This window comes from Mycobacterium sp. NPDC003449, from assembly GCF_053588415.1.
Window position 1 is genome coordinate 12,116 of sequence record NZ_JBSFPX010000073.1, and the last position, 19,529, is coordinate 31,644.

Consider the following 19,529-nt stretch of genomic DNA (forward strand, 5'->3'; position numbering starts at 1 on the left):
GCCGGCCCTAGCCGGCCTGGCCGCACGCGGCCAGCACCAGCTCACGCACCCGCGCCGCATCGGCCGACCCCTTGGTGGCCTTCATCACCGCGCCGACGATGGCGCCCGCCGCAGCCACTTTGCCGCCCCGGATCTTCTCCGCCACATCGGGATTGGCGGCCAGCGCGTCATCGACGGCGCCCTGGATGACCGAGTCGTCACGCACCACCGCAAGCCCGCGATCGCTCATCACCTGCTCGGGCTCGCCCTCGCCCGCCAGCACGCCCTCGACGACCTGGCGGGCCAGCTTGTTCGACAGCTTGCCCTCGTCGACCAGCTTCACGACGGCCGCGACCTGGGCCGGGGTGATCGCCAAATCGGACACCGCCAGCTCCGCCTCATTGGCCTTCTGCACCAGGAAGTTGCCCCACCAGGCCCTGGCGGCTTCGCTGGACGCCCCGTGCGTGACGGTGGCCGCCACCAGTTCCACCACGCCGGCGTTGACCAGGTCACGCATCACCTCGTCGGAGATGCCCCAGTCCTCCTGGATCCGCTTGCGCGCCAACCAGGGAAGCTCGGGGATCGTGGCCCGCAACTCCTCGACCAGGTCGGCGCTGGGTGCGACCGGCTCCAGATCGGGTTCGGGGAAGTACCGGTAGTCCTGCGCCGTCTCCTTGCTGCGGCCCGGTGAGGTGTAGCCGTCCTCGTGAAAGTGCCTGGTCTCCTGGGTGACCGTGCCACCGGATCCCAGAACCGCTGCCTGACGGCGCATTTCGTAGCGCACCGCCACCTCGACGCTCTTGAGCGAGTTCACGTTCTTCGTCTCGGTGCGGGTGCCGAATTCGGTGGCGCCCTTGGGTTTCAGCGACAGGTTGGAATCACACCGCATCGACCCCTGGTCCATCCGCACATCCGACACCCCCAGGCCGCGCAGCAGGTCCCGCAGCGCGGTCACATAGGCGCGGGCGATCTCGGGGGCACGCTCACCGGTTCCCTCGATCGGCCGGGTGACGATCTCGATCAGCGGCACGCCGGCCCGGTTGTAGTCGGCCAGCGATGTCGTCGCACCGGCGATGCGGCCGGTGTCGCTGCCCAGATGAGTCAGCTTGCCGGTGTCCTCCTCCATGTGGGCGCGTTCGATCTCCACCCGCCAGGTGGTGCCGTCCTCGAGTGGCACGTCGAGGTACCCGTCGATCGCGATCGGCTCGTCGTACTGGGAGATCTGGTAGTTCTTCGGCTGGTCCGGATAGAAGTAGTTCTTGCGGGCGAACCGGCCCCACGGCGCGATCCGGCAGTTGAGCGCCAGCCCAATCCGGATCGCCGACTCGACCGCCGCCTGGTTGAGCACCGGCAGCGAACCGGGAAGCCCCAGACACACCGGGCAGACCAGGGTGTTGGGCTCGGCACCGAAACGGTTGGCGCATCCGCAGAACATCTTGGTCGCCGTCGACAGCTCGACGTGCACTTCCATCCCCATGACGGGTTCGTACGCGGCGATGACGTCGTCGTAGTCGACGAGTTCGGCGGTGGATGCAACGGTCATGACACCGATCCTAAGGTCCGGCGCGATCCCGACCGCCGTCAGCATCGCCGCCCCGACGCGAGCGTCAGCCCTCGGCGAGCTTCGGGTGTACACCCGGGCTCAGGTCGAGACCGGCCGAGACCCGTTGCAGCAGCGCCAGCAACGATGCCCGCTCGTCGGGCGTCAGTACCGCGGCGACCTGCTCCTCCTCGTCACGTGCCTGCGCGTCGAGGACGGGCAGCAGTTCGCGCCCCCCGGCCGTCAGCGTCACCGCGAACGCCCGCCGGTCGGCGGGGTGGGGCTTGCGGACCACCAGCCCCTGCTCCTCGAGTTTGTCGACGACGGTGACCATCGCATTGCGGTGGATGCCCAGCCGTTCCGACAATTGCCGCTGGGACTGCCCGTCGTCGGCGGTCAGCGCCATGAGCACGGCATACGTCCGCGGCCCGACCCCGTGCGGAGCCAGCCGCTCGACGAAATCGCCCGCGATGTAGACGCCCAGCTGGGACAGCAGGAACGGGATGCGCTGGTGCAGTTCGGCGATTCCGGTGGTGTCGTCGGCCATGGACCGGACACTAGCACCAGAGATGATTGTCATTTACAGTGATAATCACTGTTAAGTGACTATCTGGAGGTTGTGATGCGCATCGTCATCTTCGGCGCCAACGGCGGGACCGGCCGGGACCTGACCCGTCGGGCCCTCGACCACGGGCATTCCGTGGTCGCGGTGACCCGCCACCCCGACGAGTTCCCGGTCACCGGAACCGGGCTGACGGTGGCCCGGGCCGATGTCCGGGACGCCGGCACCCTGCCCGGCGTGATCGATGGCGCCGACGCCGTGCTGTCCACCCTGGGCGTCACCTTCACCCGCGACGAGGTCGACACCTACTCGGTGGGCATCACCAACATCGTCGACGCCATGCGCAGGACCGGCGTGCAGCGACTGGCCGCGGTCAGCTCGGCGGCCATCGGCGACTACCCCACCCACGGTTTGCCGTTCGCGCTGCGGCTGGTCCAGCCGGCGATCACCCGGATCTTCGGCAAGACGCTCTACGACGATATGCGCCGGATGGAGGCGATCGTCGCCGACAGCGGCCTGCGCTGGACCATCGTGCGCCCCTCCGGGCTGTTCGATCTGCCGTATGTCACCGATTACCGTGCCGGACAACAGAATCCACTAGGTGCCTATACATCGCGCACCGATCTGGCCGACTATCTGCTCAAGCTGGCCGGCCGCACCGAAGAGGTCGGTACGGTGACGATCTCGACGCTCGTCGACACGCCGTCGATGTGGCAGCTACTGCGTCAGGAGGCGTTCAAGAGCGCCTGATTTTCTCCCGCTAGCAGACGCAAACCTGCCCATTCTTCGCGGAAAATAGGCAGCTTTGCGTCTGCTCGCGCGGAGGAGGTCAGCCGAAGAACTCCGCGGCGTCGTCGTAGCGGCTCTGCGACACCAGTTTGAGATGGCGGGTGGCGTCGGCCAGCGAGACCCGGCCGATGTCCTGCCCGCGCAGCGACACCATCATCCCGTACTCACCGGCATGCGCGGCGTCGGCGGCGTTGACCCCGAACCGGGTGGCCAGCACCCGGTCGTAGGCCGTCGGGGTGCCACCACGCTGCACATGGCCGAGCACCGTGGTGCGCACCTCCTTCTTGATCCGCTGCTCGATCTCGACACCGAGTTGGTGAGCCACCCCGGTGAACCGGACGTGGCCGAACTCGTCGATACCGCCGTCCCGCAACAGCATCGAACCCTCGGCGGGCTTGGCCCCCTCGGCGACCACACAGATGAAATGCGAATCTCCGCGCACGAAGCGCTGTTTGACCAGCCGGCAGACCTCTTCGACGTCGAACGGCTGCTCGGGGATCAGCGTCATGTGCGCGCCGGAGGCCAGGCCGGCGTTGAGCGCGATCCACCCGGCGTGCCGGCCCATCACCTCGACCAGCATCACGCGTTGATGGGATTCGGCGGTGCTGTGCAGGCGGTCGATGGCCTCGGTGGCGATCTGCAGGGCCGTGTCGTGGCCGAAAGTGACATCGGTGCAGTCGATGTCGTTGTCGATGGTCTTCGGGATCCCGACCACCGGCACGTTCTCCTCGGACAGCCAGTGCGCCGCGGTCAGCGTGCCCTCCCCGCCGATCGGGATCAGCACGTCGATGCCGTTGTCCTCCAAGGTCTGCTTGATCTGGTCCAGACCGGCCCGCAGCTTCTCGGGATTGACCCGCGCGGTACCCAGCATGGTGCCGCCCTTGGCCAGCAGCCGGTCGTTGCGGTCGTCGTTGGCCAGTTGGACCCTTCGGTTCTCCAGCAGGCCGCGCCAACCGTCCTGAAATCCCACGACCGAGGACCCGTACCGCACATCGCAGGTACGCACCACCGCCCGGATCACCGCGTTCAGGCCAGGACAGTCACCGCCGCCGGTGAGAACTCCGATACGCATGACGCCTATCTTGCCCGGCGAACCACCGCCCCGCCGAGTCGGCTCCGAAACCGCAGGGAGATCGCGATGGCGCACCGGCAGCCGGTCTCGCCGCGGCCGGGTGGGCTACAGCGCGCCGGGCAACGCCCCGCGGGCCGTCTCGTACGCGGCGCCGACCCGGTACAGCCGGTCATCGGCCAGCGCTGGCGCCATGATCTGCAGCCCGACCGGAAGGCCGTCGTCGGGCGAGAGTCCCGACGGCACCGACATACCGCAGTGCCCGGCCAGGTTCAGCGGCAACGTGCACAGGTCGAACAGGTACATCGCCAGCGGGTCGTCGACCTTCTCCCCCAGCGCGAACGCCGTGGTGGGGGTCGCGGGCGACACCAGCACGTCGACGCTCTCGTACGCGCGGTCCAGATCGCGGGCGATCAGGGTCCGGACCTTCTGCGCCTGGTTGTAGTAGGCGTCGTAATAGCCGGCCGACAGCGCGTAGGTGCCGATCATGATGCGGCGCTTGACTTCCGGGCCGAATCCGGCGGCCCTGGTGAGCGCCATGACCTCCTCGGCGCTGTGGGTGCCGTCGTCGCCGACCCGCAGCCCGAACCGCATCGCGTCGAACCGGGCCAGGTTGCTCGACACCTCGGAGGGCAGGATCAGGTAGTAGGCCGCCATGGCGTGGTCGAAGTGCGGGCAGTCGACCTCGCTGACCTCGGCGCCCAGTGCGGTGAGCTGTTCGACGGCCGCGTTGAACGATTCCAGCACGCCCGGCTGATAGCCCTCACCGCGCAGCTGTTTGACCACGCCGACCCGCACGCCCTTGAGATCGCCCCCGGCACCGTCCCGGGCCGCACCGACCACATCGGGCACCACGGCATCCAGCGAGGTGGAGTCCCGCGGATCGTGCCCGGCGATCACCTGGTGCAGCAGCGCGGTGTCGAGCACCGTGCGGGCGCACGGCCCGCCCTGGTCCAGCGACGAGGCGCAGGCGATCAGGCCGTACCGGCTCACCGTGCCGTACGTAGGCTTGACGCCGACGGTCGCGGTCAAGGCGGCGGGCTGGCGGATCGACCCGCCGGTGTCGGACCCCATGGCCAACGGCGCCTGATAGGCCGCGAGCGCGGCCGCGCTGCCGCCGCCGGACCCGCCGGGCACCCGGTCGGTGTTCCACGGGTTGCGGGTCGGGCCGTAGGCGGAGTTCTCGGTCGAGCTGCCCATCGCGAACTCGTCCATGTTGGTCTTGCCGAGGATCGGGATGCCCGCCGCCCGCAGCCGCGCGGTGACGGTCGCGTCGTACGGTGAACGCCAGCCCTCCAGGATCTTCGACCCGCAGGTGGTCGGCATGTCGGTGGTGGTGAACACGTCCTTGAGCGCCAGCGGCACCCCGGCCAGGGGCGAGGGCAGCGGCTCACCGGCGGCCACGGCGGCGTCGATCCGGCCGGCCTCGGCGAGCGCGGCCTCGGCGCCCACGTGCAGGAAGGCGTTGAATCGGTCGTCGGTGGCGGCGATCTGGTCCAGGTGTGCCTGGGTCACCTCGGTCGACGACACCTCTTTGGCCGCGATCTGGGCGGCCAGTGTCGCGGCGTCGCGGCGGGTGAGGTCGCCATTCGCACTCGTCATTCGGGTTCTCCCAGAATTCGCGGCACGGCGAACCGGCCGTCCTCTGCCTTCGGCGCGGCATCCAGCGCCTCGTCCTGGCTCAGGCAGGACACGACGACGTCGGGCCGGGTGACATTGACGTCCTTGAGGGGATTGTCGGTCGGCTCGACGCCGGTGACGTCGACGGACTGGATCCGGCCGACGTGACCCAGGATCGCGTCCAACTGGCCGGCGAAACCGTCCAACTCGTCATCGGTGAGCGCCAACCGGGCCAGACGCGCCAGGTGGGCCACCTCATCTCGGGAGATCTGCGACACGACAATGCAGCCTAGCCAAGCCGTCATGGGCTCCTCACAGCGGCAGCACGCCGGAATGCCCGCGGAGCGCCGCTGTGCCACAGTGTTGCGCGTGCCTTCGTATCTGCTGCGGGTCCAGCTCGAGGATCGACCGGGCAGCCTAGGTTCCCTGGCTGTGGCGCTCGGGTCGGTGGGCGCCGACATCCTGTCCCTCGACGTCGTCGAACGCGGCACGGGTTACGCGGTCGACGATCTGGTGGTCGAGCTGCCCGCCGGCGCCATGCCGGACTCGTTGATCACGGCCGCCGAGAACCTGGCCGGTGTCTATGTGGACAGCATCCGGCCGCACACCGGCCTGCTGGAGGCGCACCGCGAGCTCGAGCTGATCGACCACGTCGCTGCCGCCGACACCAGGGCCGGGCGGCTGCTGGTGCTCGCCGAGGAAGCCCCCCGGGTGCTGCGGGTGGGCTGGTGCACGGTGGTCCGGTCCACCGGGACCGGTGCGCAGCGGCTCGCCGGAAGTCACGGGGCGCCCGAGACGAAGGCCGAATCCGCTCCGTGGCTGCCCCTGGCGTCCGCGGCCGCACTCGACGCCACCGCCGACTGGGTGCCACAGGTGTGGCGCGATCTCGGCACCGCACTGGCCGCCGCCCCGCTGGGCGATCACCACACCGCGGTCATGCTGGGTCGCCCCGGCGGCCCTCAGTTCCGGCCCTCGGAGGTGGCCCGGCTCGGCTATCTGGCCGGGATCGTCGCGACGATCCTGCGCTGACCCGCATTCATTCGGTGTCCGGCCCGTCGGCGAGCAGGCGCCGGAACCCGTCCTCGTCGAGGATCGGCACGCCCAGCTCGACGGCCTTGTCGTATTTGGACCCCGGCGCATCGCCCGCCACCAGGTAGGCCGTCTTCTTCGACACCGAGCCGGAGGCCTTGCCGCCACGGCTGATGATCGCCTCCTTGGCCTCGTCGCGGGAGAAACCCGGCAACGAGCCGGTGACCACGATCGACAGGCCCTCCAGCGTCCGCTCGATGCCCGCATCGCGTTCGTCGGCCATCCGGACCCCCGCCGCGCGCCATTTGTCGACGATCGTGCGGTGCCAGTCGACGGTGAACCACTCCACCACCGCGGCGGCGATGGTGGGCCCGACCCCCTCGACCGCGGCGAGTTGTTCCTCGTGGGCCGCCACGATGTCGTCGAGGCTGCCGAATTCGGTGGCCAGTGCTCGCGCCGCGGTCGGCCCGACGTGGCGGATCGACAACGCCACCAGCACCCGCCACAACGGCTGCGCCTTGGCCTTGCCGAGGTTGGCCAGCAGCCGCTTGCCGTTCGCCGACAGCTCACCGGCCTTGGTGGTGAACAGCTCGGTGCGCAGCAGATCCTCCGCGGTCAGGGTGAACAGGTCGCCCTCGTCGGTGATCACCCCGGACTGCAGCAGCGCGATCCCGGCCTCGTATCCCAGACCCTCGATATCGAAGGCGCCGCGGCCCGCGACGTGAAACACCCGCTCCCGCAGCTGCGCCGGGCAGCTGCGGGTGTTGGGGCAGCGGATGTCGGCGTCACCCTCCTTGGCCGGGGCCAGCAGGGTGCCGCACTCCGGGCAGTTGGTGGGCATGACGAATTCGCGTTCGGTGCCGTCGCGGAGGTCGACCACCGGGCCGAGCACCTCGGGGATGACGTCACCGGCCTTGCGGATCACCACGGTGTCCCCGATCAGCACACCCTTGCGTTTGACCTCGGTCGCGTTGTGCAGGGTGGCCAGCCCGACGGTGGAGCCCGCCACCTTGACCGGCTCCATATAGGCGAATGGGGTGACCCGGCCGGTGCGCCCGACGCTGACCCGGATGTCGAGCAGCTTGGTGGTGGCTTCTTCGGGCGGGTACTTGTAGGCCACCGCCCAGCGCGGTGCCCGCGACGTCGAACCCAGCCTGCGCTGCAGCGCGACCTCATCGACTTTGACCACAAGGCCGTCGATTTCGTGTTCGACGTCGTGGCGGTGTTCACCCCAGTAGGCGATCCGCTCGGCCACGGCCGCGACGCCGGACACCTTGGTGGTGTGCTCGGAGACCGGAAGACCCCACTGTCCGAGCGCGCGGTAGGCGTCGTGCAGCGTGTCGAACGGAAACCCGTCGGCGCCTTCCACCCGGCCCAGACCGTGGCAGATCATCCGCAGCTTGCGCCGCGCCGTGACAGCGGGGTTCTTCTGCCGCAGCGAGCCCGCGGCGCTGTTGCGCGGGTTGGCGAACGGTGGCTTACCCTCGGCGACCAGCCCGGCGTTGAGTTCCTCGAAGTCGGCCACCCGGAAGAAGACCTCGCCGCGGACCTCGAGCACCGCGGGTATCGGGAACTCGTCGGAGGCGCTGAGCTGCACGGGGATGTCGTCGATGGTGCGGGCGTTGAGGGTGACGTCCTCGCCGGTGCGCCCGTCGCCGCGGGTGGCGGCCCGGACCAGCCGCCCGTCGCGGTAGACCAGGGCCAGGGCGACGCCGTCGATCTTGAGCTCGCACAGGTAGTGCGCGGCGTCGCCGATCTCACCGCTGAGCCGGGCCGCCCAGGCGGACAGCTCGTCGGAGTCGAACACGTTGTCCAGGGACAACATTCGCTCCAGGTGTTCGGCGGGGGCGAATTCGGTGGCGAACCCGGCCCCGCCGACCAGCTGGGTCGGTGAATCGGGGGTGCGCAGCTCGGGGTGCGCGTCTTCGAGGGCCGCCAGCTCACGCAACAGCGTGTCGAACTCGGCATCGGAGACGACCGGTGCGTCTTTGACGTAGTACCGGAACTGGTGTTCACGCACCTCGTCGGCGAGTTCCTGCCACCGTCGCCGCAGGTCGGCGTCGGGCTGCTCGGGCAGCACCGATTCGGGATCTCCGGTTGGCTTCGCACTCACCCTGGCAGGTTAACGGAGCCCGCCGACATCCCGGGCAGGACCGGACGGCTCACGGAACCGGCAACCGCCGGAACCGCACGATGTCGTGCCACCTGTCGCCGATGGCGTCCTGGAAGACGAAATCGTCGATATCGACCAGCTCGCGCAGATCGGTCACGCTCAGCCGGTCCGGATCGGGGAAACCCTCACGGAACACCAGCAGCCCGCCCGGTTTGAGTACCCGGTGCAACGCCTGGACACATGCCCGCTTATCGGGCACTTCGCCGATCACCGCCGCCAGGAACACCACGTCGAAGGTGGCGTCGTCGAAAGGCAACCCCGCGCCGGCGTCACCGGCCTGGAAGCCGACGTTGTAGAAGCCGGCGCGCTCGAGCGATCGCCTTGCCTTGTCCAGCATCTCGGGCTGCAGGTCGAACAGGTCGAGACGGCCCGTGGTCAGCCTGCGGGCGATCGGAGCGCTGAAGTATCCGGGCCCTGGACCGAGCTCGAGGACCCGCTCCGACCCGGTCAGCCCTAGCGCTTTCGCCGCCCGCTCGTGGTTTCCCAGTAGTCGGCGGAGTGGATTGTTCAGGAAGAACGCGGCCTGATGAGGGTAGGGAAACGTTCCGGTCGCTCGGCGCGTCTGCCGGGTCAGCGAATCCAGCCAGGTCGTGGACATCGACACCTCCTCGATAATTTAGGTAAGCCTAATCTAATTTCTCCGGACCGGGGCGGGTACGTGGCGGTGGCCGATCCGCTCATCGATCGGGCCCAAGGCCGGCGGGCCGAAGAACGCGACACCTGGAAAACCGCTGTGCCGCAGGGGTTCCGGGACGACGGCCACCGCCGGTCCACTGCCGGCCATACGATGTCCGAGCTGGTCGGCGGACGGTGCGGTGATGCCAGTAACCTGACGTCATGCCGCACCCGATCATGTTCAGCGACGACGACTCGGGCCTGGCTGAGCTGCGGGCGATCACGCTGGGCTTCCCGGAGGCGTTCGAGAAGGTGTCGCACGGCAGGCCGGTGTTCTGCGCGCCGAAGATGTTTGCGGTGTACGGCGGCAACGTCAAGTCCCCCGGTGGAATGCTGGCCTACCCGTACTCTCTGTTGGTCAAGGTCGACGAGAGCGACCGCAGGGCGCTCGAGCAGGACGCCCGGTTCTTCTTCCCGGCCTATATGGGCCCGTTCGGCTGGCTGGGCCTGGATTTCGCTGCGGCCGAGGTCGATTGGGATGAGGTGCGCGAGCTCGTCGACGCATCGTTTCGGATGATCGCCTCCAAGCGGCTGATCAGACAACTCGACGAACGCTGACTGGAGGCATCATGAGTTTCGCGAGCCCGTTTCCCGCCGTGCAGATCCCGACGGTCAGCGTGTACGACTACCTGTTCACCGGGCTGTCGGCCACCGACGCCGATCGGGTGGCCCTGGTCGATGCCAAGACCGGGGCCCAGACCTCCTACGGCGAGCTGGTCGGCCGGATCGACGCGTTCGCCGGGGCACTGGCCGCACGCGGCATCGGCGTCGGCGACGTGGTGGCCCTGCTGTCGCCGAACAGCTCCGGCTTCGCGATCGCCTTCCACGGCATCCTGCGCGCGGGTGCAACGGCCACCACCATCAATGCGCTGTTCACCGCCAAGGACATCGCCAAGCAGCTGACCGATTCGAAGGCCCGGCTGCTGATCACGGTGGGTGCCCTGGCGCCGCAGGCCACCGAGGGCGCCACCGCGGCCGGGCTGGCCGAGGACCAGGTGGTGGTGCTCGACGGTGCGGGCCTGCCCGACGGGCATGCCGCACCCGAGGTGAGTTTCGACCCGGCCACCCACCTGGCGGCGCTGCCCTACAGCTCGGGCACCACGGCAAATCCCAAGGGCGTCATGCTGACCCACGGCAATCTGACCGCCAATGTCGCCCAGATCCGGCCACTGCAGGGTATGCACTCCGGGGACCGGCTGTTGGCCGTGCTGCCGTTTTTCCACATCTACGGGATGACCGTGCTGCTCAACGCGGCCCTGCACGCGCGGGCCAGCCTGATCATCATGCCCTCGTTCGACCTGACCGAATTCCTCGACAACATCGCGACCCACAAGTGCACCTACGCCTACATCGCTCCCCCGGTGGCGGTCGCGCTGGCCAAGCATCCGCTGGTCGACTCCTACGACCTGTCCTCGCTCAAGGGCATCATGTCCGGGGCGGCCACCCTCGACGCCGAGCTCGGCCACGCCGTGGCCGAGCGGCTGGGCTGCAACGTCGTTCAGGGCTACGGCATGAGTGAGCTGAGCCCGGTCAGCCACATCACCCCGCACGACGGCGGCCTGGCCTCGATCGGCAGGGTGGCGCCGCTGGACTCCTGCGGCTGGACCGTGCCCAATGCCGAGAGCAAGCTCGTCGACCCCGATACCGGTGCCGAAATCGGGGTCCCTGCCGAAGGTTTGAGCGAGACTGGCGAGCTGTGGTTCAAAGGGCCCAACGTGATGGCCGGCTACCTCAACAACGAGCGGGCCACCCGCGAGACCATCGACTCCGACGGCTTCCTGCACACCGGGGATCTGGCGAAGGTCGACGCCAGCGGATGCGTCTACGTCGTCGACCGGCTCAAGGAGCTCATCAAGTACAAGGGCTACCAGGTCCCGCCCGCCGAATTGGAGTCGGTGCTGCTGACCCACCCCGGCATCGCCGATGCGGCGGTGATCGGCGTGCACGACGACGAGACCGGTGAGGAGATCCCGAAAGCGTTCGTGGTCAGACAACCCGGCGCGGAGCTGACCGGCGACGAGGTGCTGGCGTTCGTCGCCGGTCAGGTGGCGCCCTACAAGAAGGTGCGCCGGGTCGAGTTCATCGATGCGGTGCCGAAGTCGGCGGCGGGCAAGATCCTGCGCAGGGAACTGCGTTCGCTCTAGTCCGGTTCCTCGACATAGGCGCGCAACCGGTCGAGCGCGCGATCCCAGCGACGCGACAACGCCGTCAGGTACTCGCTGGCCTCGGCCAGCGGTTCGGGTTGAATGCGCCAGATCCGCTCTCGGCCCTTGCGCTCGCTGGTCACCAGGCCCACCGCCTCCAACAGCAGCAGATGTTTGGTCGCGGCCTGCCGGGTCACCGCGATCACCTGGGTCAATCGCACCGTCGAGCACGGGCCGCCGTCACAGAGCCGGGTGACGATACGCAACCGGTTCGGATCGCCGAGCGCATCGAAAACCGGGGACAGCGGCTCGGCTGAGCCGACGGTGCTCACACCGGGTCGCCCAGCGCGAGATACTTGCGCACCAACTCGGCCTGGTGGGCCCAGCCCTCGCTGTTGGCCTCGAAGGCCGACGCCCGGCGCTCGGCCGGGATGGCATCGAAGCCGGACTCCACGATCCGCAGCAGCACGCCACCGTCGGCCTCGGTCAGGGTGAACTCGACCAGCGTCATGGGTTCGGCCGCGTAGTCGGTGCCCGGTTCGACGGCGTAGGGATGCCACCGGAAGGCCAGTCGGTGCGGCGGTTCCACCGCGACGATGTGCCATTGGTCGGCTTCACCGGCGTACGGCTGCTGCATGGCCGCGACGTCCGCGTCGACCTCGGTCGGCGTCATCACCCCGTTGACCGGCTCCCCGGCGACGAACGGGCCGTCGAAGCGGACGCCGAACCAGCGGCCGAACTCCTCGGAATTGCTGATGGCCCGCCATACCCGCTGCAACGGGGCATGCAGGAGAACGTCTTTTTCGATTCGATCAGTACTCATATGCAACCTTTCAGTTGCCTATCAGCGTAACCGGGGATCCACGTAAAGAGCAACCTTTCAGCTGCCTTATTTTCAGATCCCTTCGGGATCGGGGCTGTCTCAGATCCCTTCGGGATCGGAAGCGAAACCGTCCGCCGTCTTCTGCGCCAGGCCCAGCGCGGTGCGCGCCCAGTCCGCCGAGGCCCCGGCCAGCCCGCAGGCCGGGGTGACGCCGATCCGGTCGCGCAGCACCGACCGGGGAAAACCCAGCCGATCGGTGATCTTGGCGGCGGCGGTGGCGACCTCTTCCACCGACACCCCGCGCTCGGGCGCCGCCGCGGGCACCACGCCGAGCAGCACCACCCGGCCGGATTCGACGAATTCGCCGATACCGTCCAGATCGGCGGGCGTCAGCGTCGCCGGGTCAACCGAAACCGCATGAACCGAACTGCGCAGCAAGGCTTTCCATGGCAGCCCCGAAGCGCAGCAGTGCACCGCCACCTCGGCACCCACACCGGCCGCACACTCGTCGATCAGGCCCATCGCCACCGGCTCGTCGACCGGGTGCACCGGCGTCAGGCTGGTCACCCCGGTCAACCGGCCCGCCAGTGCGGCGGGCAGCGACGGTTCGTCGAGCTGCACCACCACCGGGGTGTCCAACCGGCGGGCCACCTCGGCCCGGTGCGCCGCAAGACCCTCGACCAGCGAACCGGCCAGATCGCGCAGCGCGCCGCGGTCGGTGATCGCCCGGTGTCCCCCGGACAGCTCCAGTTGGGCGGCCAGCGTGATCGGGCCGGGTGACTGCACCTTGACCGTGCGCCCACTGCCCCGCAGGCCGGCCCGCTCCCACGCCTCCTCCAGGGCGTCAACGTCCTCACCGAGCAGGCTGACCGCGCGCCGCAGCGCCGCGCCACGCCGCCCGGCCGCGACGCGGTATCCGCGCGGCACGGTGTCGATGCCGATGTCGACCAGTAGCGCCCCGGCCCGGCCGATCATGTCGGCACCGACCCCGCGGGCGGGCAGCTCCACCAGATGGGTCAGGGTGTGCAACTCGCCGACGACCACCTCGGCGGCCTGCCGTGCCGCGGTGCCGGGCCAGGAGCCGACGCCGGTCGCGGCCGCGAACGCACTCACGCGCGCGCGATGGTGGCGCTGGCGATGACCTCGTCGCCGTCCGGATCGGGTCGGTACAGCACCAGCGTCTGGCCCGGCGCCACCCCGCGCAGCGGCGCCCGCAGGCTCACCACGAGCCGGTCGCCGCGCAGTTCGGCGACCGCATCGGCGATACCGCCGTGCGCGCGGACCTGCACCTGGCACTCGACCGGGCCGCGCGGTGCGACACCGCTGGTGAAGATCGGCGCCTCGCCGCTCAGCTCGGAGACCTCGAGATCCTCAGCCGAGCCGACCCGCACGGTGCCGGTCTCGGCGTCGATCGCAGTGACGTAGCGGGGTCGGCCGTCGGCGCCGGGACCCGCGATGCCGAGACCCTTGCGCTGGCCGATGGTGAACCCGTGCACACCGTCGTGTTCGGCGAGCACGGTGCCCCCGGCGTCGACCACCGAACCCCGGCGCACCCCGATCCGGGCGCCGAGGAAGGCCTGGGTGTCCCCGGACGGGATGAAACAGATGTCGTGGCTGTCCGGCTTCTCGGCGACCGCGAGGCCCCGTTCGGCGGCCTCGGCCCGGATCCCGGGCTTGGGGGTGTCTCCGATCGGGAACAGCGCATGGCGGAGTTGTTCGGCGGTGAGCACGCCCAGCACATAAGACTGGTCCTTGTCGGCGTCGACCGCGCGGCGCAGCCTGCCACCGGCCAGGCGAGCATAGTGCCCGGTGGCGACCGCGTCGAACCCGAGCGCGATGGCGCGGGCCGCGAGCGCGGAGAACTTGATCCGCTCGTTGCACCGCACACACGGGTTCGGGGTCTCACCCCTGGCGTAGGACTCGACGAAGTCGTCGATCACGTCGTCGGCGAAGCGCTCGGCGAAATCCCATACGTAGAACGGGATGTCGAGAATGTCGGCGACCCGGCGGGCGTCGCCGGCGTCTTCCTTGGAGCAGCAGCCGCGGGACCCGGTCCGCAGGGTGCCCGGCGCCGCGGACAGTGCCAGATGCACGCCGACCACGTCGTGACCGGCGTCGACCATCCGGGCCGCGGCCACCGAGGAGTCCACGCCGCCGCTCATGGCTACCAGAACCCTCATGACCGTCCCGTCCCCGCGCTGGCCAGCGCGGCCTGCCTGGCCCGGTCCACCGCCGCGGGCAGCACCCGCAGCACGGCGTCCACATCGGCGTCGGTGCTGGTGTGCCCCAGCGAAAGCCGCAACGACCCCCGCGCGGCCTGCGGGTCGGCGCCCATCGCGATCAGCACGTGCGACGGCTGCGCCACCCCGGCCGTGCAGGCCGAACCGGTCGAGCACTCGACACCCTTGGCGTCGAGCAGCATCAACAGCGAGTCGCCTTCGCAGCCGCGGAAGGTGAAGTGCGTGTTGCCCGGCAGCCGGGCGGCGCCGCGGCCGCCGTTGAGCTGGGCGTCCTCGACCTGCTCCAGCACACCCGCGATCAACCGGTCCCGCAACGCCCGCACCCGGGCACTGCTGTCGGCCAGCCCGTCGATCGCCACCCGGGCGGCCTCGGCCATCGCCACCGCAGCGGCCACATCCGGTGTGCCCGAACGCACATCGCGTTCCTGACCACCGCCGTGCAGCTGCGGCACGGCCGCGGTGTCGCGGCGCAGCAGCAGCGCGCCCACTCCGGTCGGGCCGCCGAACTTGTGTGCGGCGACGCTCATCGCCGCGAGGCCGCTGAGGCCGAAGTCGACCGGGATGTGGCCGACCGCCTGGATCGCGTCGCTGTGCATCGGGACGTCGAACTCGGCGGCCACGGCCGCGAGCTCGGCGATCGGCATGATGGTGCCGACCTCGTTGTTGGCCCACATCACGGTGACCAATGCCACGTCACCGGCACCGTCGGGGCCGGCCTGCAGCGCCTCGCGCAGCGCAGCCGGCGCCACCGCCCCGTCAGCGTCCACCGGCAACCAGGTCACCTCGGCGCCCTCATGGTCGGCCAGCCAGCTCACCGCATCCAGGACCGCATGGTGCTCCACCGCGGTGGTGATGATCCTGCGACGCGCGGGCTCCGCGTCGCGGCGGGCCCAGTAGATCCCTTTGACCGCGAGGTTGTCGCTCTCGGTGCCGCCCGCGGTGAAGATCACCTCCGACGGCCTGGCGCCCAGCAGCCGGGCCAGGGTCTCGCGCGCCTCCTCCATCCGGCGACGCGCCGTGCGCCCCGACCCGTGCAGCGAGGAGGCGTTGCCGACGGTAGCCAGCACAGCGGTCATCGCCTCGATGGCAGCGGGGTGCATCGGGGTGGTGGCGGCGTGATCGAGGTAGACCGGCCCGCCTGAGGAGGAGGTCACGGTGGAGGCCATAACCCACCTAGGATAGCCGCCCCGCCGAGTGCCCCCGTCCCGCCGGGTCAGGCGGCCAGGGCGTGCGCGGGTGCGCTGGGCAGCAGCTGCTCCCCACGCACCTCCGCCTCGCAGCGTGCGGCCAGCTCGCGGCGATCGTCGCCGGGCAGCTGCAGCGACCCGACATGGATGTGACAGACCGTGCGACGCGCGGTGATGACCCGGCTGATCGACTGCAACAGGCCGTCGTCGCCGACGAAGGCCGGGATCGTCGACGGCCGTCCGTCGCGGTGCCGGTAGCTCAGCCGCAGCGGCTGCACCGGCCTGGCCGCGTCGACCGCCGCCTGGAACATCGCCGGCCGGAACGGGCCGTAGGCCAGCCCGCACCAGGTGGTGCCCTCGGGGAAGGCGACCACGGTGTGGCCGGCCCCGAGCCGCTCGGCGACGGCGCTCACCACCATCGGCAGCCGACGCAGGCTGCCCCGGTCGATCGGGATGACCTTCATGATGCGGGCCAACCGGCCCAGCGCGGGCCACTCCACCAGGTCGGCACGCGCCACGAAGGATCCCGGCAGCACCGCGCCGATGCTGAAGATGTCCATCCACGACACGTGCCCGCTGACCACAAGCACCCCCTGCAGATTGCGAATCGGTCCGCCCGACACGGTGATCCGGACCCCGAGGCAGCGCAGCATCAGCCGGCAGTACATCCGCTGCAGGTGCGACCGGCCGGGTAGCGGCACCGCCAGCAGCGGCAGCCCCGGCACCAGCACCATCGCCATCGCGATCCGCGCCGCGGTCCGCACCCACACCACCGGCCGCCGCCCGGCGGCATCACCGCCCGCGTGCACGCAGCTGGCATCGCAGGAGGCCCGCGGTAACCACGCGTGTTGGTGCGGGGCGGGGCTCACGGGTTCACCCCGTCGGCCATATCCGATGCCGCCGAGACCGAGCGCAGCCGGTTGAGGTAGCGGATATCGGCCTGGCGCTTGTCCAGCAGTGCCGGGAAGTCGCCGACCCCGAAGTCCGGGTCGTGGGCGGGTTCACCGCACACCTTCGCACCGAGGCGCAGGTAGCCGCGCATCAGCGGCGGAACCGTGGTCCTCGACGGCGGGTCGATGTCGTCGAGGCCCTTACCGCCGAGCTCCACCGGGCGGAACGGATAGACCGTGTATTCGGCCGGGGCGGCGTGTCTGCGCCGCACGAAGTCGCGGACCCCGCGGATCTGGGTGCCGGGCGGTCCGTCGGCGTTGCCCGCCACCGGAACCGAGACGCAGCCGGTCACGTAGTCGTAGCCGCACCGGTCCAGGTAGGCCAGGATGCCCGCCCACATCAGCAGCACCACACCGCCGTTGCGGTGATCGGCGCGCACCACGGCCCGGCCCATCTCGACCAGGGAGGGGCGCAACCGGTCCAGGCCGGCTACGTCGAATTCGGTGGCCGTGTACAGCCCTCCCGCCGCGATCGCCCCGGGTGGCGGCAACATCCGGTAGCACCCCACCAGGTCGCCGGTGCCGTCGTCGCGGACCAGCAGGTGATCGCAGAATTCGTCGAATCGGTCGGCATCCAGACCATCGGACTGGTCATCGGTGAGAGCGAATCCGGGTTCGGTGGTGAACACCTGGTGGCGCAGGCGCTGCGCCTCCACGATGTGGGTCGGGTCGGTGGACAACAACAGGGTGTAGCGCGGCGTATCGGCCGACGCCGGGATGGAGCGATCTGCGGCGATGAGGACAGATGAACTGCTCATAACCAGCACGGTCGCCCAACCGGGTCTCCGGACGGCATCGAACGTATGACGTGTCCATGAGCGCTAGGTGACGAAATGTGGCCGACCCGTCACCGGTCGCAGAACACCACGTTCTCGCTGATCGGATTGCGGGGCATGGTCAGGTTGTTGGCCGGGAAATTCGGGTCGGCATAGCCGATCGACACCCCGCACAACACCATCAGATCGTCGGGGATGTCGAGTTCGGCCCGCAGCACGTCCGGGTAGAACGAGATGGACACCTGCACGCAACTGTCGATTCCCCGTTCGGCCAGCGCCAGCAACAGGGTCTGCAGGAACATCCCGACCCCCAGCGCGTCGACGTTGGTGAAATCGCGATGCATGCAGACCACCGCGGCGACAGGCGCGTGGAAGAACTCCCAGTTGCGCCGTTGGGCCGCCCAGCGCGCCGCGGCGTCCTCGCGGGCGATGCCCATCGCGCCGTACACCAGGGCGCCACTCTCCCTGCGCCGGTGGGCGAATTGCGGTGGCAGACCCGCCGAGCCCATGGCGGGCGGTGCCGCCTCGACCGCCGCCACCAGCGCCGTCACCAGCCGGGCCCGTCGTTCTCCGGTCGCGAAGAAGACGTGCCACGGCTGGGTGTTGGAATTCGACGGCGCGCGGATCGCCAGCTCGAGCGCCTCCTCGAGCAGCTCCCGCGGAACCTGTTTGTCCGGCAAGAACATCCGCGACGAGCGCCGGGACCGGACGACCTCACCGAAGTCGGCCATTACCGGACCCGCCGGTCCTTGCGGGCCTCGAGCTCGTCATCCTCGACGATGACCAGCATCGGCTGGCCCGGTATGCACAGCATATTGACCAGGAAACGCAGCGCGACGTCGTCGCGATTGTTGGCATCCGAGTAGTGGATCACGTCACCGCCGGGCTCCCAGAAGGCCTCGCCGGCCTTGATCACCCGGGGCGCCTCACCCTCCAACTCGAACAGCATCTCGCCCTCCAGCACATAGCCGAACGCCGGTCCGGCGGGATGGCGGTGCGGTGGCGCCCCTGGCGAGCCCGCGGGCCATTCGATGATGGTGGTCATCACCTCCGCATCGGCCGGAATGAAAGGTGGTGTGACGGTTTGGATCACGGTCATCGCATCGTGCAGCGCCTTCTCGCGCTCCGGTGAGATCGTCATGTCATCCTCCAGTGATTGGTCGTGGTGGGCGGACGCTCAGCGCCCGGCGATCCAGTCGGCGAAACGCACCTCGGCGAGGATGCCGTCGTCCCCGGTCACCAGGCTGTTGTTGTCGACCAGAGTGCCGAAATACGTTGCCTTGTCGTCGATGACGATCGGCTTGTTCTCACCCTGCTTGTCCTGCACGATCTGGGCCATCTCGGCGAACGAAAGCTTCTCGGGCCCACCGATGTTCACCAACCCGTTGGTCGCTGCGGTCTGCGCGGCCCGAGCCACCTCGCCGGAGACCTCCGCGGCGGCGATCAGCTGGATCCGGGCGTCGGGGACGCGTACCTCGTCGCCGACCACCAGCGAGGCCGTGATCGCCTCGGCGAACTCGTGGAACTGGGTGGCCCGCACGATGGTGTAGGGCAGCCCGGAGGAGACGATCGCCTTCTCCTGGGCCACCTTGGCGCGCATGTAGCCGCTCTCGGGCAGCCCGTCGCAGTTGACGATGGACAGCGCGACGTAGTGCCCGGTGCCGGTGGCCTTGGCCGCCTCGATCAGATTCCGCGACGAGGTGGTGAAGAAGTCCAGCACCGCGTCGTCGGCAAACGACGGTGAGTTGACCACGTCGACGAGTACCTCGGATCCGGCGAGTGCCTCTTTGAGGCCGTCGCCGGTGAGCACGTCGGCGCCCGAGGCCCGTGCTGCGGCCTCGACGTCGTAACCGGCCTGGGTGAGCAGTTCGACCACCTTGGACCCGATCTGGCCGGTGGCGCCGAAAACTGTGACCTTCATGGTGGAACCTTCCTCGGTGTGTTGGTGACCTGTGTTCACCCTGGCACTCGAC

Annotated in this window: 21 protein-coding genes; 4 read left to right on the forward strand and 17 right to left on the reverse strand. The window is 69.5% G+C overall.

Features of this window, described 5'->3' with window-relative positions:
* Window positions 1-7: 7 nt before the first annotated feature.
* Together gatB and ACWDTP_RS19125 are read right to left on the reverse strand one after the other, a co-directional pair.
* Window positions 8-1,522 carry an Asp-tRNA(Asn)/Glu-tRNA(Gln) amidotransferase subunit GatB gene (gatB, locus tag ACWDTP_RS19120; protein ID WP_450022529.1) on the reverse strand — a complete coding sequence of 505 codons (1,515 nt, stop codon included), beginning with the start codon at window positions 1,520-1,522 and terminating at the stop codon, window positions 8-10.
* Window positions 1,523-1,586: 64 nt separating this feature from the next.
* Window positions 1,587-2,066 (reverse strand): MarR family winged helix-turn-helix transcriptional regulator, encoded by a 480-nt coding sequence (locus ACWDTP_RS19125; protein ID WP_450022530.1) that lies wholly within the window; start codon window positions 2,064-2,066, stop codon window positions 1,587-1,589.
* 75 nt (window positions 2,067-2,141) lie between these two features.
* On the opposite strand from ACWDTP_RS19125, the gene ACWDTP_RS19130 reads away from it, so the two are divergent.
* A complete protein-coding gene (locus ACWDTP_RS19130; RefSeq protein WP_450022532.1) occupies window positions 2,142-2,831 on the forward strand; it encodes an NAD(P)-dependent oxidoreductase in 690 nt (229 codons plus the stop codon).
* A 79-nt stretch (window positions 2,832-2,910) separates the two neighbouring features.
* Here the strand turns inward: ACWDTP_RS19130 and ACWDTP_RS19135 are convergent, their stop codons facing one another.
* The 3 genes from ACWDTP_RS19135 to gatC form a co-directional block, all read right to left on the reverse strand.
* Entirely contained in the window at window positions 2,911-3,942 is a 1,032-nt protein-coding gene (locus tag ACWDTP_RS19135) for an ATP-dependent 6-phosphofructokinase (RefSeq protein WP_450022534.1), read from the reverse strand.
* Window positions 3,943-4,047: 105 nt separating this feature from the next.
* A complete protein-coding gene (gene gatA / locus ACWDTP_RS19140) occupies window positions 4,048-5,541 on the reverse strand; it encodes an Asp-tRNA(Asn)/Glu-tRNA(Gln) amidotransferase subunit GatA (RefSeq protein WP_450022536.1) in 1,494 nt (497 codons plus the stop codon).
* Window positions 5,538-5,837 carry an Asp-tRNA(Asn)/Glu-tRNA(Gln) amidotransferase subunit GatC gene (gene gatC, locus ACWDTP_RS19145; protein WP_450022567.1) on the reverse strand — a complete coding sequence of 100 codons (300 nt, stop codon included), beginning with the start codon at window positions 5,835-5,837 and terminating at the stop codon, window positions 5,538-5,540. Before gatC ends, gatA begins: the two co-directional genes overlap by 4 nt.
* A 91-nt stretch (window positions 5,838-5,928) precedes the next feature.
* Between gatC and ACWDTP_RS19150 the strand changes: the two genes are divergently transcribed.
* Window positions 5,929-6,588, forward strand: a complete 660-nt coding sequence (locus tag ACWDTP_RS19150; RefSeq protein ID WP_450022538.1) for an amino acid-binding protein — start codon at window positions 5,929-5,931, stop codon at window positions 6,586-6,588.
* Between the two features lie 7 nt (window positions 6,589-6,595).
* Here ACWDTP_RS19150 and ligA read toward each other — a convergent pair whose 3' ends face one another.
* Together ligA and ACWDTP_RS19160 are read right to left on the reverse strand one after the other, a co-directional pair.
* On the reverse strand, window positions 6,596-8,665 hold the full coding sequence (gene ligA, locus ACWDTP_RS19155) for an NAD-dependent DNA ligase LigA (RefSeq protein ID WP_450022569.1): 2,070 nt from the start codon (window positions 8,663-8,665) through the stop codon (window positions 6,596-6,598).
* Between the two features lie 85 nt (window positions 8,666-8,750).
* Window positions 8,751-9,344, reverse strand: a complete 594-nt coding sequence (locus tag ACWDTP_RS19160) for a class I SAM-dependent methyltransferase (RefSeq protein WP_450022571.1) — start codon at window positions 9,342-9,344, stop codon at window positions 8,751-8,753.
* Window positions 9,345-9,598: 254 nt separating this feature from the next.
* On the opposite strand from ACWDTP_RS19160, the gene ACWDTP_RS19165 reads away from it, so the two are divergent.
* The gene (locus ACWDTP_RS19165) at window positions 9,599-9,994 is read left to right on the forward strand and encodes an MmcQ/YjbR family DNA-binding protein (RefSeq protein WP_450022540.1); all 396 of its coding nucleotides are present in this window, start codon (window positions 9,599-9,601) and stop codon (window positions 9,992-9,994) included.
* A gap of 11 nt (window positions 9,995-10,005) precedes the next feature.
* Window positions 10,006-11,580 (forward strand): 4-coumarate--CoA ligase family protein, encoded by a 1,575-nt coding sequence (locus tag ACWDTP_RS19170; protein WP_450022542.1) that lies wholly within the window; start codon window positions 10,006-10,008, stop codon window positions 11,578-11,580.
* Here ACWDTP_RS19170 and ACWDTP_RS19175 read toward each other — a convergent pair.
* From ACWDTP_RS19175 to ACWDTP_RS19220, 10 genes are all read right to left on the reverse strand, one after another.
* Complete coding sequence (locus ACWDTP_RS19175; protein ID WP_450022544.1) at window positions 11,577-11,912, reverse strand: ArsR/SmtB family transcription factor; 336 nt, start codon at window positions 11,910-11,912, stop codon at window positions 11,577-11,579. The two genes, ACWDTP_RS19170 and ACWDTP_RS19175, sit on opposite strands and share 4 nt — an antisense overlap.
* The gene (locus ACWDTP_RS19180) at window positions 11,909-12,403 is read right to left on the reverse strand and encodes an SRPBCC family protein (RefSeq protein ID WP_450022546.1); all 495 of its coding nucleotides are present in this window, start codon (window positions 12,401-12,403) and stop codon (window positions 11,909-11,911) included. The genes ACWDTP_RS19175 and ACWDTP_RS19180 overlap by 4 nt, the downstream gene beginning before the upstream one ends.
* A 99-nt stretch (window positions 12,404-12,502) precedes the next feature.
* Complete coding sequence (locus tag ACWDTP_RS19185; protein WP_450022548.1) at window positions 12,503-13,516, reverse strand: methionine synthase; 1,014 nt, start codon at window positions 13,514-13,516, stop codon at window positions 12,503-12,505.
* Window positions 13,513-14,583, reverse strand: coding sequence for a tRNA 2-thiouridine(34) synthase MnmA (mnmA, locus tag ACWDTP_RS19190; protein WP_450022550.1), 1,071 nt, complete (start codon window positions 14,581-14,583; stop codon window positions 13,513-13,515). The genes ACWDTP_RS19185 and mnmA overlap by 4 nt, the downstream gene beginning before the upstream one ends.
* Window positions 14,580-15,809: a cysteine desulfurase family protein gene (locus ACWDTP_RS19195; protein WP_450022552.1), complete on the reverse strand. Its 1,230-nt coding sequence runs from the start codon at window positions 15,807-15,809 to the stop codon at window positions 14,580-14,582. Before ACWDTP_RS19195 ends, mnmA begins: the two co-directional genes overlap by 4 nt.
* Window positions 15,810-15,856: 47 nt before the next feature.
* Window positions 15,857-16,699 (reverse strand): lysophospholipid acyltransferase family protein, encoded by an 843-nt coding sequence (locus ACWDTP_RS19200; protein ID WP_450022554.1) that lies wholly within the window; start codon window positions 16,697-16,699, stop codon window positions 15,857-15,859.
* Window positions 16,696-17,538: a GNAT family N-acetyltransferase gene (locus ACWDTP_RS19205; protein ID WP_450022556.1), complete on the reverse strand. Its 843-nt coding sequence runs from the start codon at window positions 17,536-17,538 to the stop codon at window positions 16,696-16,698. The genes ACWDTP_RS19200 and ACWDTP_RS19205 overlap by 4 nt, the downstream gene beginning before the upstream one ends.
* A gap of 89 nt (window positions 17,539-17,627) precedes the next feature.
* Entirely contained in the window at window positions 17,628-18,287 is a 660-nt protein-coding gene (locus ACWDTP_RS19210; RefSeq protein ID WP_450022558.1) for a nitroreductase, read from the reverse strand.
* Window positions 18,287-18,697 carry a cupin domain-containing protein gene (locus ACWDTP_RS19215; RefSeq protein WP_450022560.1) on the reverse strand — a complete coding sequence of 137 codons (411 nt, stop codon included), beginning with the start codon at window positions 18,695-18,697 and terminating at the stop codon, window positions 18,287-18,289. Before ACWDTP_RS19215 ends, ACWDTP_RS19210 begins: the two co-directional genes overlap by 1 nt.
* 36 nt (window positions 18,698-18,733) lie before the next feature.
* Entirely contained in the window at window positions 18,734-19,477 is a 744-nt protein-coding gene (locus ACWDTP_RS19220) for an SDR family oxidoreductase (protein WP_450022562.1), read from the reverse strand.
* Window positions 19,478-19,529: the final 52 nt, after the last annotated feature.